This window comes from Streptomyces sp. NPDC054956, assembly GCF_053609185.1.
The window spans coordinates 1-13,783 of the sequence record NZ_JBSGXB010000205.1 but is presented as its reverse complement, the minus strand read 5'-3'; the positions used below and the strand labels follow the sequence as shown (position 1 = coordinate 13,783).

The window sequence follows — 13,783 nt, the reverse complement described above, 5'->3', positions numbered from 1 at the left end:
ACCCGCCGCCGATCCCCGCCCGCCCGCCGCCGGCGCCCGGCTGGGGGCGGACCCGCGGGGTCGGGCGCGCGGGCCCGCGGCCGGGGGCCGTGGGTGTCGGGCCGCGGCCGCGGCCCCCGCCCTGTCCCCGTCCCTGCCCCTGGCCATGGCCCTGTCCCTCGGGCTTCCTGCGGTGAGCGCTCATGCCTGTCGATGCTGGGGGAGCGCCGCTGAAGGAAACCTGAAGGTCCTGAAACCGCCTTCAGGGGCGGGGGCCGCCGCGGGACGGGCCGGGCCGGCGGGACGGGCCGGGCGAAGCGGGCACGCGCAGCAGGAGCCGCGCGCCCGGGCTCCCGGCGGACGGGGGGAACGCCCGGACCTCGCCGCCGTGCGCCCGCGCGATCTCCCGGGCGATGGCCAGGCCCAGGCCGGTGCCGCCGCTGTCACGGCCCCGGTCCGCGTCCAGCCGTACGAACCGCTCGAAGACCCGGTCCCGGTCCGCCTCCGGGATGCCCGGACCGTCGTCCGTGACCTCCAGCAGAGCCCAGCCGTCCTCGGCCGAGGCCCGGACCACGACCTCGGCGCGGGCGTACCGCAGGGCGTTGTCCACGAGGTTGGCCAGCGCCCGTTCCAGCCGCGCCGGATCCCCGGCGGCCGGTACGGGGGCCCGCGCGTCCAGCCGTAGCGCGACCCGGGGCGCCGGGCGCCGCGCCACGTCCTCGGCGGCCAGCAGCGCGAGGTCCACCGGCTCGGTGCGCGGCGCGGGCCCGCCGTCGAGCCGGGCCAGCAGGAGCAGATCGGCCGCGATGCGCTGGAGCCGCTCGGTATCGGCCAGCGCGGCCGCCACCGACTCCCGGTCGGGGTCGCGCAGCGCCACCTCCAGCCGGGACCGGACGGCCGCGAGGGGGTTGCGCAGCTCGTGCGAGGCGTCGGCGGTGAACTGCCGCTGCCGGGCGTCGCTGCGCTCCAGCCGGTCGAGCGTCTCGTTGACGGTCCGGGCCAGCCGCGCGATCTCGTCGGCGCCGCCCGGGTCCGGGACCCGCCGGTCCAGCTCGCTCGCGGTGACCGCCGCCAGCCCGGTGCGGATCGCGGTGACGGGGCGCAGCGCGCGGCCCGTCACCCACCAGGCCAGGGCCGCGGAGACGGCGATCAGCGGGGGCGCGCCGGCCAGCAGGCCGAGTCCCACGGCCCGGTTGGCGTCGTCGACGTCCCCGAGCACGGTCATGGCGTAGACGGTGTGGGTGGCGTGCGTCCCCGGCGGGCCGGGCGCCTCGACGGCGACGACCACGCGCCGCTGGGTGCCGGGGCGGGCGGGCGGCAGGACGGCCGAGCGCATGTCGTCGCCGGGCGCGGGGCGCAGTTCGGTGACCTCGGGAGTGTCCTTCAGGTCCCCGCTGGTGGCCACGATCGTGCCGGCCGCGTTCCGTACGAGGACCAGGTCGACCCCGCCCTCGGGCGCGGGCAGCCGGCCGCCGGCCGGGAGGGTCCCGGTGTCGTACAGGGCGGCGACCTTGCGGGCGGCGAGCTCGGTGCGGCCGGTGGTGTTCTCGATGAGGTTGGCGCGCAGCAGGGCGTACAGCCACAGCCCGCCGGTGGCGAGGACGGCGGCCATCGCGAGGGCGGCGGCCGCGGCGGCGCGGGCCCGCAGACTGCCGAGCCGCCGGCCGGCGGAGCGGGACCGGGACCGGGACCGGGACCGGGACCGGGGGCTATCCACCGTCCGGTGCCATCCGGTAGCCGGTGCCGTGGACGGTGAGGATCGAGCGGCGGCCGAAGGGGGCGTCGATCTTCCGGCGCAGCGAGGAGACGTACACCTCGACGATGTTCGGGTCGATGCCGTGCGGGGTGTCCCAGACCTCGTCGAGGATGTCCTGCTTGGCGACGGCCCGGCCGGGCTGCTCCATGAGGCAGGCCAGTACGCCGAGCTCGCGGGCGGTCAGCTCGATCTCGTGCGGGCCGCGGCGGCAGCGGCGGCCGCGCGGATCGAGCAGGAGGTCGCCGGCCTGCAGGACGCTGGGGCGGGGGGCGGCGGCCCGGCGGGTGAGCGCGCGCAGGCGGGCGGCGAGGACGACGAACGAGAACGGCTTGGTGAGGTAGTCGTCGGCGCCGGAGTCCAGGCCCTCGGCCTCGTCGTACTCGCCGTCCTTGGCGGTCAGCATGAGGACGGGGGTGGGGTCGCCGTGGGCGCGCATGCGCCTGCAGATCTCGTAGCCCGACAGACCGGGGAGCATCAGGTCGAGGAGGACCACGTCGTACGGGCCGCCGGTGAGGGCGAGCTCCAGTCCGCGGTGGCCGTCGTGGGCGAGGTCGATCCAGTGGCCGTCGGCGGAGAGGCCGCGCCGCAGTGACTCGGCGAGGCCGGTTTCGTCTTCGACGACCAGAATCCGCATGCCCCAAGCCTCACATACCGGACCCTTTTTGCCCGGGCCGGCCCGGACCCGGTCCTCAAACGCCCGACGGGCTGGAGGGGTCCCGGGCTGAGCCCGGACCCCCCGGGGCTCCGCCCCGGACCCCCGCGCCTCAAACGCCGGCGGGGGTGGATTTTCCAGTCCCGCGGCGTGCGGGTGCAGGTCGACGCCGGACAGAATCCAGCCCCTCCGGCGCTTGAGGAGCGGGGGTCCGGGGGCTGGTCCCCGCGGGGTTCCGGGGCGCCCCCAGGCGGCCCGGGCGGCGAAACCAGCGGCGCGTATTGGCACTCCGCTTGACCGAGTGCTAATCCCCGGAATAGTCTCGCGTCTGGCACTCGCCCCTGGTGAGTGCCAACACAGCGACAGGCAGATCCGGCACCCGCGACGACGGATCGACCTGGTCGCCACCTCAGACAGTTAACCCCGGATCTCCGAAGGGGGAGGTCGGATCGTGACGACCACCAGCTCCAAGGTTGCCATCAAGCCGCTCGAGGACCGCATTGTGGTCCAGCCGCTCGACGCCGAGCAGACCACGGCCTCTGGCCTGGTCATCCCGGACACCGCGAAGGAGAAGCCCCAGGAGGGCGTCGTCCTTGCCGTGGGCCCGGGCCGCTTCGAGGACGGCCAGCGTCTCCCGCTGGACGTCACCGTCGGCGACGTCGTCCTGTACTCCAAGTACGGCGGCACCGAAGTGAAGTACAACGGCGAGGAGTACCTCGTCCTCTCGGCCCGCGACGTGCTCGCGATCGTCGAGAAGTAAGACTTCTCCAGTTTTGCTTGAGCTACGCCCCTGGTCACCCCTGCTGATGCCGGGCGGCGAGGGGCGTAGTTCGTTTCTGGTTAGGCGGTCGCGGTGAGCGGCCGGGGATCGCAACGAGAGGGCTGAACCGCTCCCATGCCGAAGATTCTCAAGTTTGACGAGGACGCCCGTCGCGCCCTCGAGCGCGGCGTCAACAAGCTCGCCGACACGGTCAAGGTGACGATCGGCCCCAAGGGCCGCAACGTCGTGATCGACAAGAAGTTCGGTGCGCCCACCATCACGAACGACGGTGTCACCATCGCTCGCGAGGTCGAGCTGGACGACCCGTACGAGAACCTTGGCGCGCAGCTCGTGAAGGAGGTGGCGACCAAGACCAACGACATCGCGGGTGACGGCACCACCACCGCCACCGTGCTGGCCCAGGCGCTGGTCCGCGAGGGTCTGCGCAACGTCGCCGCGGGTGCTTCCCCGGCCGCCCTGAAGAAGGGCATCGACGCCGCGGTCAAGGCCGTGTCCGAGGAGCTCCTCGCGACCGCCCGTCCGATCGAGGACAAGTCCGACATCGCCGCCGTGGCCGCGCTCTCCGCGCAGGACCAGCAGGTCGGCGAGCTCATCGCCGAGGCGATGGACAAGGTCGGCAAGGACGGTGTCATCACCGTCGAGGAGTCCAACACCTTCGGCCTGGAGCTGGAGTTCACCGAGGGCATGGCCTTCGACAAGGGCTACCTCTCGCCGTACATGGTCTCCGACCAGGAGCGTATGGAGGCCGTCCTCGACGACCCGTACATCCTGATCAACCAGGGCAAGATCTCCTCCATCCAGGACCTCCTGCCGCTGCTCGAGAAGGTCATCCAGGCCGGCGCCTCGAAGCCGCTGCTGATCATCGCCGAGGACGTCGAGGGCGAGGCGCTCTCCACCCTCGTCGTCAACAAGATCCGTGGCACCTTCAACGCCGTCGCCGTCAAGGCTCCCGGCTTCGGTGACCGCCGCAAGGCGATGCTGCAGGACATGGCCACCCTCACCGGTGCCACCGTCATCGCCGAGGAGGTCGGCCTCAAGCTCGACCAGGCCGGTCTGGACGTCCTGGGCACCGCGCGCCGCGTGACCATCTCCAAGGACGACACCACCATCGTCGACGGTGGCGGCTCCTCCGACGAGGTCCTCGGCCGCGTCAACCAGATCAAGGCCGAGATCGAGTCGACCGACTCGGACTGGGACCGCGAGAAGCTGCAGGAGCGCCTGGCGAAGCTCGCCGGTGGCGTCTGCGTCATCAAGGTCGGCGCCGCCACCGAGGTGGAGCTCAAGGAGAAGAAGCACCGTCTCGAGGACGCCATCTCGGCGACCCGCGCCGCGGTCGAGGAGGGCATCGTCTCCGGCGGTGGCTCCGCTCTCGTCCACGCCGTGAAGGTGCTGGAAGGCAACCTCGGCCTGTCGGGCGACGAGGCCACCGGTGTCGCGGTCGTGCGCCGCGCCGCCGTCGAGCCGCTGCGCTGGATCGCCGAGAACGCCGGCCTCGAGGGCTACGTCATCACCTCGAAGGTCGCCGAGCTCGAGAAGGGCCAGGGCTTCAACGCCGCCACCGGCGAGTACGGCGACCTGGTCAAGGCCGGCGTCATCGACCCGGTCAAGGTCACCCGCTCCGCGCTGGAGAACGCCGCTTCCATCGCGTCGCTGCTGCTCACGACCGAGACCCTGGTCGTCGAGAAGCCGGCCGACGATGAGGCCGACGCCGGTCACGGCCACGGTCACGGCCACAGCCACTGACCTCGTCGGTAGGCGTCAGTAGTCCCGAGTGATCGCGACTGCTCGCGGCAAAGCCCCGGTCACCGCTGCCAAGCGGTGGTGACCGGGGCTTTCCCGTACGCGCTGCCGGACGGGTGGCTACATCGCGCCCAGTTCCTTCATGAGGCGCATGGCGTCGTAGTGCCACCAGCCTTCCTTGATCATTCCGTCCTGACATCGGAAGACCGTCGTGCCGGTCATCGTGCAGGTCTTGCCGGTCGGGGCGATCCCCATGAACTCGCCCTTGTGCTTGCCGCTCCAGGTCCACAGGGTGGTGACGTAGTCGTCCTGTGCCATCTGGGCGTCACGCGTGAAGGTGAAGTCGAAGGCGCCGCGCCACATCGTGACGTCCTCGCTGATGGCCGTGTATCCGGTCTTGTCCACGGGGTTGCTGATGTCGTGGTCGAGGTAGTCGGCCGCGAAGATCTCCTCGATGACGGACAGGTCGCCCTTCATCGCGATCTCGTCGTACATGCGGTTCACGAGCAGGGTGTTGAGGTGCTCGTCACGTACGACGTCCAGGTTGGTGAACGTGGGCATCCCGTCGCAGAGGGCCACCATCTCCTGGAACATCCGGTCGGTCTCCGGGAGGTGAGAGTTCTTCATGGCCGCTTCGTACGACGGGAACTCGACGACGTCGACGTAGTGCGTGGCGGAGTCGCGGTCCTTGGCGACCCGGCTGGCGAGGACGGTGCGCTTGCCCTTGGTCTGCTCGATGTAGCGGTCGATGACCTCGTTGACCGCTTCGGGCTGACTGGTTTCGTAATCGACTATCTGTACGAATGTCATGGCCTCTCCCGCGCTGGATGGGACACATCCAGTTTAGGGAGATTTCACCCATTTGCCTCGTTCGGTGAAGTCGGCCTCCGGGGCCCGCTCACTGCGGTCCGTACTTGCGCCCCGTACGCGAGGAAACCCCGCCCAGCAGGCCCCGCGGCGTCAGCTTCACCACGCCCATCAGCGCCTTGTACCGCGGGTCCGGGATCGACACCGTCTTGCCCCGCGCCAGGTCGGCCAGGGCCGCGGCGACCAGCTTGTCGGCGTCCAGCCACATCCAGCCGGGGATGTTGTCCGTGCCCATACCGGCGCGCTGGTGGAACTCGGTGCGCACGAAGCCCGGGCACAGCGCCATCAGCCGTACGCCCGAACCGGTCAGGTCCTTCGCGGCGCCCTGCGTGAACTGCACGACCCAGGCCTTGCTCGCCCCGTAGGTGCCGCGCGGCAGGAAGGCCGCCACCGAGGCCACGTTGATCACGCCGCCGCGCCCGCGCGAGCGCATCGACTCCGTCGCCGCCGAGGTCAGCCGCAGCACGGCCTCGATGTGGACCTTCAGCATGGTCAGCTCGTCGGCCATGGAGACCTCGAGGTAGCGGCCCTTGTTCCCGAAGCCCGCGTTGTTGACCAGCAGGTCCACCGGGTGCTTGCGGTCGCCGAGACGTTTCTCGACCGCCGCGATGCCCTCCTCGGTGGAGAGGTCGGCGACCAGCACCTCGGCCTCGATGCCGTGCCGGTCGTGCAGTTCGGTGGCCTGCTCGCCGAGCCGCTTGGTGTCCCGGGCCACCAGGACGAGGTTGTGGCCCTGGGCGGCGAGCCGCCGGGCGAATGCGGCGCCGATGCCCGCCGTGGATCCCGTAATCAACGCAGTCGTCATACGGGCAACCTAGCCGCCCCGGGCGCCGCCTCCCGTACCGGCTTGTGCGTCAGCCCCCTTGCGGGAGGCCCGCGTTCCCGTACTTCTCCACGTAGGCGAGCGCCTTGTCCCGCGCCGCCGGCTCCAGCGCGTCGCCCGCCGCCAGCGTGCGCGGCAGCAGCGTCCGCTCGGTGGTGAAGGCGCGGAACCAGAACTCGACGGTCACCTCGTGGTCGGGCCGGTGGAGCACCTCGATGGTGTCGCCGGGGGAGACCCGGCCCTCCTCGATGACCCGCAGGTACGCGCCCGGCCGCGCGGCCTGCGTGAACCGCTTGACCCAGGACTTCTCGCCGAGCGTCCCCTGGAAGGTCTGGCACGGGATGCGCGCCGAGGCCACCTCCAGGACCAGGTCGGGGCCGACCCGCCAGCGCTCGCCGAGCTTGGCGCCGTTCACGTCGACGCCGGAGGTGGTGAAGTTCTCGCCGAAGAGCCCGCCGGGCAGTTCGCGCTCCAGCTCGCCCTCCCACCACTCCAGGTCCTCGCGGGCGTACGCGTACACGGCCTGGTGGTCGCCGCCGTGATGGCGCAGGTCGCAGACGTCGTCACCCTCCACGCCGCTGGCCGCGACCCCCTTGGGGCCCGGGGCGAAGACGCGTACGGGACCGGGCGCGGGGAGCTTGCGGTGGCCGGTCAGGCCACCCTCCGCGTCGGTGTACTCGACGGCCGTCGCGCGGCCGAGGTTCACGGAGATGAGATGCATGCCCTCACGCTAGCCGAATCGTCTCAAAGCGTCACGGGGTTAATGGTGCCCCGATCAAAGTAGCCCTTATGCTCGAAGGGTGATCGAGGCACGTCATCTCCGAGTTCTGCGCGCTGTCGCCGGAACCGGGTCCTTCTCCGCCGCCGCCCGCGAGCTCGGCTGCACCCAGCCGGCCGTCTCCCAGCAGATGAAGGCGCTGGAACAGTCCGCGGGCACCCCCCTGCTGATCCGTACCGGGCGCGAGATGCGCCTCACCCAGGCCGGTGAGGCGCTGGTCCGGCACGCCGCCGGGATCCTCGCCGGGCTGACCGCGGCCGAGGAGGAGGTCGCGGCCATCGCCGGGCTCCGCGCGGGCCGGGTCCGGCTCGTCTCCTTCCCCAGCGGCAGCTCCACGCTGGTGCCCACCGCGCTCGCGGCGATGCGCGCCGAGCACCCCGGGACCCGGATCTCGCTGGTGGAGGCCGAGCCGCCGCGCTCGGTGGAGATGCTGCGCGAGGGCGACTGCGACCTCGCGCTGGCCTTCCGCTACGGGGGCGCCTCCGGATCGGCGGCCGAGTGGGAGGACCTCGTGGTCCGGCCGCTGCTGACCGACCGGCTCGTCGGGCTGGTCCCCGAGGGGCACCGGCTGGCGGGCGCGGAGCGGGTGGGCATGGCGGAACTGGCCGACGAGCCCTGGATCGCGGGCTGCCCGCGCTGCCGCCGCCATCTGGTCGAGGTGTGCGAGGCCGTCGGCTTCACCCCGCGCATCGACTTCGCCACCGACGACTACCCGGCCGTGGTCGGCTTGGTCGGGGCCGGGCTCGGGGTCGCGGTGCTGCCGGAGCTCGCGGTGGAGTCCGTACGGGCCAAGGGCGTGAGCACCCTCGTCGTGGAGCCTGCGGTCGAGCGGGAGGTCGTGGCCCTGACCCTGCCCGACCTGGCCCGGGTGCCGGCCGTGGCCGCGACCCTGGCCGAGCTGGAGCGGGCGGCCAGGCGCTGACCCCCGCGCAGGGGTGCCCCGTACGGACTGCGTGCGGGGCCCCTGCGCGGTGAGGGTGTCCGCTCCGCCCGGTGCGGAACGGTGTTGGCGACCGGTCCGCCCGGTGCGGAACGGTGCGGGTGATCCGGTCCGCCCGGTGCGGAACGGTGGGCGTGATCTGGTCCGGTCAGTGCGGAACGATCGGAGCGATCGGTCCGATCGCGGTCGTGGCGGGGATCAGGCGATGGCGTGCGCGGCCCATCAGCTCTTCGCGTTCGTCCTCGGTGAGGCCGCCCCACACCCCGTAGGGCTCGCGGACGGCGAGTGCGTGCGCGGCGCATTCCGAACGCACCGGGCAACGCATGCAGACCTCTTTAGCCGAGGCCTCGCGCGCGCTCCTGGCCGCGCCCCGCTCACCTTCCGGGTGGAAGAAGAGGGAGCTGTCGACCCCGCGGCAGGCAGCCAGCAGCTGCCAGTCCCAGAGGTCGGCGTTCGGTCCGGGGAGGCGGGAGAAATCTGCCATTGGTAGTCCTCTTGGTGCCGGTACTGAGGCGGATACGGTCCATGTCTCCACACCTACTGTCGTAGTAGATGTAAATATGACTCATTGGGAATCTAGCCTCAGACATGCGCCAAACGGAAGGAAAGCCGCCAAATAGGGCATAACGCCAGATGGAGGACACGCGGCGAGTGGTGCCCGCGTCGTGATCGCTTCCTCACGTAGAGTGCCGAAGGTGTCCGTCCGACCCGTAACTCTTTCGAGTGACCATCGTTGAGAGTGCGAAGGCGGTTGAACCAAGAAGTTCTCGGACAGGTGTCCGGGAGCATCGACCGCACAGGTGACGATACGTACCAGCCTGGAGGCTCAAGGTGACGCGCATCAGCAGCTGCGGAGGGCGGTCATGACATCCGTCCTCGTCTGCGACGACTCCCCGCTTGCCCGAGAGGCGCTCCGCCGCGCGGTTGCCACCGTGCCCGGCGTCGAGCGTGTGACGACGGCCGCCAACGGCGAGGAAGTCCTCCGCCGCTGGGGTGCCGACCGCTCCGACCTGATTCTGATGGATGTACGGATGCCCGGGCTCGGCGGTGTGGAGACGGTTCGCCGGCTGCTCTCGGCCGACCCGGGCGCCCGCATCATCATGCTGACGGTCGCCGAAGACCTGGACGGCGTGGCCCTCGCGGTCGCCGCCGGCGCCCGGGGCTATCTGCACAAGGACGCCTCGCGCGCCGAACTGCGGGCCACGGTCACCCAGGCCCTCGCCGACCCGACCTGGAGGCTGGCCCCGCGCCGGCTGCGCTCGGCCGAGATGGGCGCCGCGCCCACGCTCACCGCGCGCGAGATCCAGGTCCTGGAGGGCATGAGCCACGGCCGGTCCAACGCGGAGATCGGGCGCGAGCTCTTCCTCTCCGAGGACACGGTCAAGACGCACGCCCGCCGGCTGTTCAAGAAGCTCGGCGCCTCCGACCGGGCGCACGCCGTCGCGCTCGGGTTCCGCTGGGGTCTGGTCCGCTGACCGCACGACCGCCGGCCCTCACCGGCCGGCGGTGCCGCGGCCGGCACGGGGGCCGGGCCGGGTTCTCCCGGCGGGTCCCGAAGGCCCCGTCGACCGATCTCCCGCACCGTGGTGCGGACCGGGGATTGGCGGGGCACAATCCGGGGGACGTGTCGCTTCGTGCGCCATGCCGCATGCTTGAGGGTGTGGCGCATCCTGGAGATGACGCCTCGGGGACGATTCGGCCGAGCGGGAGGGGAGGGGCCAGAGCATGAGTTCCGGTGTACCCACCCCGCATAACGCTTCGATGCACAACGCGGGCCGCAGTGCCGCGAATGCTCCGGCACCAAGGCACCATGGATTGATGCGCGACGACGAGGCCCCGGGGTCACCCGCGGCCACAGGCCCCACCGGCACCGCCAGAGGTGGCGGCGACGGGACCGTCGGCGCGCTCGTACGCCGTGCCGTCGAGGGCGACGAGCAGGCCACGCACGATCTGCTCGCCTTCGTGCACCCCCTCGCCATCCGGTACTGCCGCACCCGGCTCTCGCGACTTCCCGGTGACGCTCGTCACTTCGTGGAGGACCTGGCGCAGGAGGTCTGCGTCGCCGTCCTGATGGCGCTGCCGCGCTACCGCGACACCGGGCGCCCCTTCGAGGCCTTCGTCTTCGCCATCGCCGCGCACAAGGTCGCCGACCTGCAGCGGGCCGCCATGCGGCACCCCGGCAGCACGGCCGTGCCCTCCGACGAGATGCCGGAGCGCCCCGACGACTCACTGGGCCCCGAAGAGCGCGCGCTGCTGAGCAGCGACGCCGCCTGGGCCAAGAAGCTGCTGGCCAACCTCCCGGAGAACCAGCGCGAGCTCCTCGTGCTGCGCGTCGCCGTGGGGCTGACCGCCGAAGAGACCGGGCAGATGCTCGGGATGTCCCCCGGAGCGGTACGCGTAGCCCAGCACCGGGCGCTCAGCCGGCTCCGCGCGCTCGCCGAACAGTAGGCCGAACGGCAGAAGGCCCCTTGATCCCGGTTCCTCTGGGTCGGGCGGGTTCCGTCAGGGTTCGTCCGGTTCTTTCGTCGTAGGAAACGACGAACCTTGGCCTTGATCTTGGTCGTGGAATGAGACGCCTCGCGATCCCGTTAGCATGGACATCCGCGCTGAGCAAGACCATCTTGGAAGGTGTCATGACTGTGAACGCCGACGGAGTGCCCGACAAATTCGCCACACTCGGCCTCACGTACGACGACGTGCTGCTCCTGCCGGGTTCGTCGGACATGTCCCCGGACGCGATCGACACCTCCTCCCTCATCTCGCGCAACGTCCGCGTGAACGTCCCGCTGCTCTCCGCCGCCATGGACAAGGTCACCGAGGCCCGCATGGCCATCGCGATGGCCCGCCAGGGCGGCGTCGGCGTTCTGCACCGCAACCTCTCCATCGCCGACCAGGCCAACCAGGTCGACCTGGTCAAGCGCTCCGAGTCCGGCATGGTCACGGACCCGATCACGGTGCACCCGGACGCGACCCTGCGCGAGGCCGACGAGCTGTGCGCGAAGTTCCGCATCTCGGGCGTCCCGGTGACCGACCCCGCCGGCAAGCTGCTCGGCATCGTCACCAACCGCGACATGGCCTTCGAGTCAGACCGCAGCCGCCAGGTGCGCGAGGTCATGACCCCGATGCCGCTGGTCACGGGCAAGGTCGGCATCTCCGGCGTGGACGCCATGGAGCTGCTGCGCCGCCACAAGATCGAGAAGCTGCCGCTCGTCGACGAGTCCGGCATCCTCAAGGGCCTCATCACGGTCAAGGACTTCGTCAAGGCCGAGAAGTACCCGAACGCCGCCAAGGACAAGGACGGCCGGCTGCTCGTCGGTGCGGCCGTCGGTGTCGCCGGCGACGCGTACGACCGCGCCCAGGCCCTGATCGAGGCGGGCGCCGACTTCATCGTCGTCGACACCGCCCACGGTCACTCCCGCCTCGTCGGCGACATGGTCTCCAAGATCAAGTCCAACTCGACGGTCGACGTCATCGGCGGCAACGTCGCCACCCGCGACGGCGCCCAGGCGCTCATCGACGCCGGCTGCGACGGCATCAAGGTCGGCGTCGGCCCCGGCTCCATCTGCACCACCCGCGTCGTCGCCGGCATCGGCGTCCCGCAGGTCACCGCGATCTACGAGGCCTCGCTCGCCGCCAAGGCGGCCGGTGTCCCGGTCATCGGCGACGGCGGCCTGCAGTACTCCGGCGACATCGCCAAGGCGCTCGTCGCCGGCGCCGACACGGTGATGCTCGGCTCGCTGCTCGCGGGCTGCGAGGAGTCCCCGGGCGAGCTGCTCTTCATCAACGGCAAGCAGTTCAAGTCGTACCGCGGCATGGGCTCGCTCGGCGCGATGCAGTCCCGCGGCGACCGCAAGTCCTTCTCCAAGGACCGCTACTTCCAGGAGGGCGTGGGCGGCGACGACAAGCTCATCCCCGAGGGCATCGAGGGCCAGGTCCCGTACCGCGGCCCGCTCTCCGCGGTCGTGCACCAGCTCGTCGGCGGCCTGCGCCAGTCGATGTTCTACGTCGGCGGCCGTACGGTGCCGGAGCTCCAGGACCGCGGCCGGTTCGTCCGGATCACCTCGGCGGGGCTCAAGGAGAGCCACCCGCACGACATCCAGATGACGGTCGAGGCTCCGAACTACTCCCGCAAGGGCTGATCGGATCAGCGAGGAAGGGGCGGGTCCCGCGGGGGCCCGCCCCTTCGCCGTGTCCGGACCCCCGAAGCGTCCGGGTCGTCCGTACAGCGGTCACCGGAACGCGAGTCCCCGCCGTTCGGGGATACTGGACGGGCAGACCCAGAGGAAAGGCCACCACACGTGACTGAGATCGAGATCGGGCGCGGCAAGCGCGGCCGCCGGGCGTACGCGTTCGATGACATCGCCATCGTCCCCAGCCGCCGTACCCGGGACCCGAAGGAGGTCTCGATCGCCTGGCAGATCGACGCCTACCGCTTCGAGCTCCCGTTCCTGGCCGCTCCCATGGACTCGGTCGTCTCCCCGCAGACCGCCATCCGCATCGGCGAGCTCGGCGGCCTCGGCGTGCTGAACCTCGAGGGCCTGTGGACCCGCTACGAGGACCCGCAGCCGCTGCTCGACGAGATCGCCGAGCTGGACGAGGAGACCGCCACCCGCCGTCTCCAGGAGATCTACGCCGCCCCGATCCAGGCGGACCTGATCCGTCAGCGGATCAAGGAGGTGCGCGACTCCGGTGTCGTCACCGCCGCCGCCCTCTCCCCGCAGCGCACGGCGGAGTTCTCCAAGGCCGTCGTCGACGCGGGCGTGGACATCTTCGTGATCCGCGGCACCACCGTGTCGGCGGAGCACGTCTCCGGCGCCGCCGAGCCGCTGAACCTCAAGCAGTTCATCTACGAGCTCGACGTCCCGGTCATCGTGGGCGGCTGCGCCACCTACACCGCGGCCCTGCACCTGATGCGCACCGGCGCGGCCGGCGTGCTGGTCGGCTTCGGCGGCGGCGCCGCGCACACCACGCGCAACGTGCTCGGCATCCAGGTCCCGATGGCCACCGCCGTCGCGGACGTGGCCGCGGCCCGCCGCGACTACATGGACGAGTCCGGTGGCCGCTACGTGCACGTCATCGCCGACGGCGGCGTGGGCTGGTCCGGCGACATCCCCAAGGCCGTCGCCTGCGGCGCCGACGCCGTGATGATGGGCTCCCCGCTGGCCCGTGCCACCGACGCGCCCGGCAAGGGCAACCACTGGGGCATGGAGGCCGTTCACGAGGACGTGCCGCGCGGCAAGAAGGTGAACCTCGGCACGGTCGGCACCACCGAGGAGATCCTCACCGGCCCGTCGCACTCCCCGGACGGCTCGATGAACATCTTCGGCGCCCTGCGCCGCTCGATGGCCACCACCGGCTACAGCGAACTCAAGGAGTTCCAGCGGGTCGAGGTCACGATCGCGGACTCGCAGCACAGCCGCTGACGCTTTCGCGCACGTACGCCGGAGGGCCGGCACCCCGAACGGGG

General features: G+C 71.4%; 13 protein-coding genes. 7 read left to right on the top strand and 6 right to left on the bottom strand.

From position 1 onward, the window contains the following. Nucleotides 1–241 precede the first annotated feature (241 nt). The gene (locus ACWGDE_RS26615; protein WP_453391558.1) at nt 242–1,696 is read right to left on the bottom strand and encodes a sensor histidine kinase; all 1,455 of its coding nucleotides are present in this window, start codon (nt 1,694–1,696) and stop codon (nt 242–244) included. Further along, entirely contained in the window at nt 1,689–2,369 is a 681-nt protein-coding gene (locus ACWGDE_RS26610) for a response regulator transcription factor (RefSeq protein ID WP_453391557.1), read from the bottom strand. The genes ACWGDE_RS26615 and ACWGDE_RS26610 overlap by 8 nt, the downstream gene beginning before the upstream one ends. Nucleotides 2,370–2,838: 469 nt before the next feature. Here ACWGDE_RS26610 and groES point away from each other — a divergent pair, with 469 nt between their 5' ends. Both groES and groL read left to right on the top strand, forming a co-directional pair. Beyond that, on the top strand, nt 2,839–3,147 hold the full coding sequence (gene groES / locus ACWGDE_RS26605; protein WP_008739621.1) for a co-chaperone GroES: 309 nt from the start codon (nt 2,839–2,841) through the stop codon (nt 3,145–3,147). Between the two features lie 135 nt (nt 3,148–3,282). Further along, a complete protein-coding gene (groL, locus tag ACWGDE_RS26600) occupies nt 3,283–4,911 on the top strand; it encodes a chaperonin GroEL (protein WP_453391556.1) in 1,629 nt (542 codons plus the stop codon). A gap of 117 nt (nt 4,912–5,028) precedes the next feature. On the opposite strand, the gene ACWGDE_RS26595 is transcribed toward groL, so the two are convergent. The 3 genes from ACWGDE_RS26595 to ACWGDE_RS26585 all read right to left on the bottom strand — a co-directional run bounded on the left by ACWGDE_RS26595 (nt 5,029) and on the right by ACWGDE_RS26585 (nt 7,319). Continuing rightward, entirely contained in the window at nt 5,029–5,718 is a 690-nt protein-coding gene (locus ACWGDE_RS26595) for an ester cyclase (RefSeq protein WP_453391555.1), read from the bottom strand. An 88-nt stretch (nt 5,719–5,806) separates the two neighbouring features. Beyond that, nucleotides 5,807–6,580, bottom strand: coding sequence for an SDR family NAD(P)-dependent oxidoreductase (locus ACWGDE_RS26590; protein ID WP_453391554.1), 774 nt, complete (start codon nt 6,578–6,580; stop codon nt 5,807–5,809). A gap of 49 nt (nt 6,581–6,629) precedes the next feature. Further along, nucleotides 6,630–7,319, bottom strand: a complete 690-nt coding sequence (locus tag ACWGDE_RS26585) for an MOSC domain-containing protein (protein ID WP_453391553.1) — start codon at nt 7,317–7,319, stop codon at nt 6,630–6,632. A 79-nt stretch (nt 7,320–7,398) separates the two neighbouring features. Here ACWGDE_RS26585 and ACWGDE_RS26580 point away from each other — a divergent pair, with 79 nt between their 5' ends. Continuing rightward, nucleotides 7,399–8,298 (top strand): LysR family transcriptional regulator, encoded by a 900-nt coding sequence (locus ACWGDE_RS26580; protein ID WP_453391552.1) that lies wholly within the window; start codon nt 7,399–7,401, stop codon nt 8,296–8,298. Nucleotides 8,299–8,464: 166 nt separating this feature from the next. Here ACWGDE_RS26580 and ACWGDE_RS26575 read toward each other — a convergent pair whose 3' ends face one another. After that, nucleotides 8,465–8,800: a WhiB family transcriptional regulator gene (locus tag ACWGDE_RS26575; RefSeq protein WP_453391551.1), complete on the bottom strand. Its 336-nt coding sequence runs from the start codon at nt 8,798–8,800 to the stop codon at nt 8,465–8,467. A gap of 379 nt (nt 8,801–9,179) precedes the next feature. On the opposite strand from ACWGDE_RS26575, the gene ACWGDE_RS26570 reads away from it, so the two are divergent. From ACWGDE_RS26570 to ACWGDE_RS26555, 4 genes are all read left to right on the top strand, one after another. Next, complete coding sequence (locus tag ACWGDE_RS26570) at nt 9,180–9,791, top strand: response regulator transcription factor (RefSeq protein ID WP_003948568.1); 612 nt, start codon at nt 9,180–9,182, stop codon at nt 9,789–9,791. A 343-nt stretch (nt 9,792–10,134) separates the two neighbouring features. Continuing rightward, a complete protein-coding gene (locus tag ACWGDE_RS26565; RefSeq protein WP_453391550.1) occupies nt 10,135–10,764 on the top strand; it encodes a sigma-70 family RNA polymerase sigma factor in 630 nt (209 codons plus the stop codon). Between the two features lie 185 nt (nt 10,765–10,949). Beyond that, a complete protein-coding gene (guaB, locus tag ACWGDE_RS26560) occupies nt 10,950–12,455 on the top strand; it encodes an IMP dehydrogenase (protein ID WP_453391549.1) in 1,506 nt (501 codons plus the stop codon). Between the two features lie 159 nt (nt 12,456–12,614). Further along, nucleotides 12,615–13,739 carry a GuaB3 family IMP dehydrogenase-related protein gene (locus ACWGDE_RS26555; protein WP_453391548.1) on the top strand — a complete coding sequence of 375 codons (1,125 nt, stop codon included), beginning with the start codon at nt 12,615–12,617 and terminating at the stop codon, nt 13,737–13,739. Nucleotides 13,740–13,783: the final 44 nt, after the last annotated feature.

Coding starts and splice junctions, on each gene's coding strand:
- ACWGDE_RS26570 (WP_003948568.1), top strand. CDS start 9,180: ATGACATCCGTCCTCGTCTGCGACGACTCCCCGCTTGCCCGAGAGGCG.
- ACWGDE_RS26575 (WP_453391551.1), bottom strand. CDS start 8,800: ATGGCAGATTTCTCCCGCCTCCCCGGACCGAACGCCGACCTCTGGGAC.
- groL (WP_453391556.1), top strand. CDS start 3,283: ATGCCGAAGATTCTCAAGTTTGACGAGGACGCCCGTCGCGCCCTCGAG.
- ACWGDE_RS26590 (WP_453391554.1), bottom strand. CDS start 6,580: ATGACGACTGCGTTGATTACGGGATCCACGGCGGGCATCGGCGCCGCA.
- guaB (WP_453391549.1), top strand. CDS start 10,950: ATGACTGTGAACGCCGACGGAGTGCCCGACAAATTCGCCACACTCGGC.
- ACWGDE_RS26565 (WP_453391550.1), top strand. CDS start 10,135: ATGCGCGACGACGAGGCCCCGGGGTCACCCGCGGCCACAGGCCCCACC.
- ACWGDE_RS26595 (WP_453391555.1), bottom strand. CDS start 5,718: ATGACATTCGTACAGATAGTCGATTACGAAACCAGTCAGCCCGAAGCG.
- ACWGDE_RS26585 (WP_453391553.1), bottom strand. CDS start 7,319: ATGCATCTCATCTCCGTGAACCTCGGCCGCGCGACGGCCGTCGAGTAC.
- ACWGDE_RS26610 (WP_453391557.1), bottom strand. CDS start 2,369: ATGCGGATTCTGGTCGTCGAAGACGAAACCGGCCTCGCCGAGTCACTG.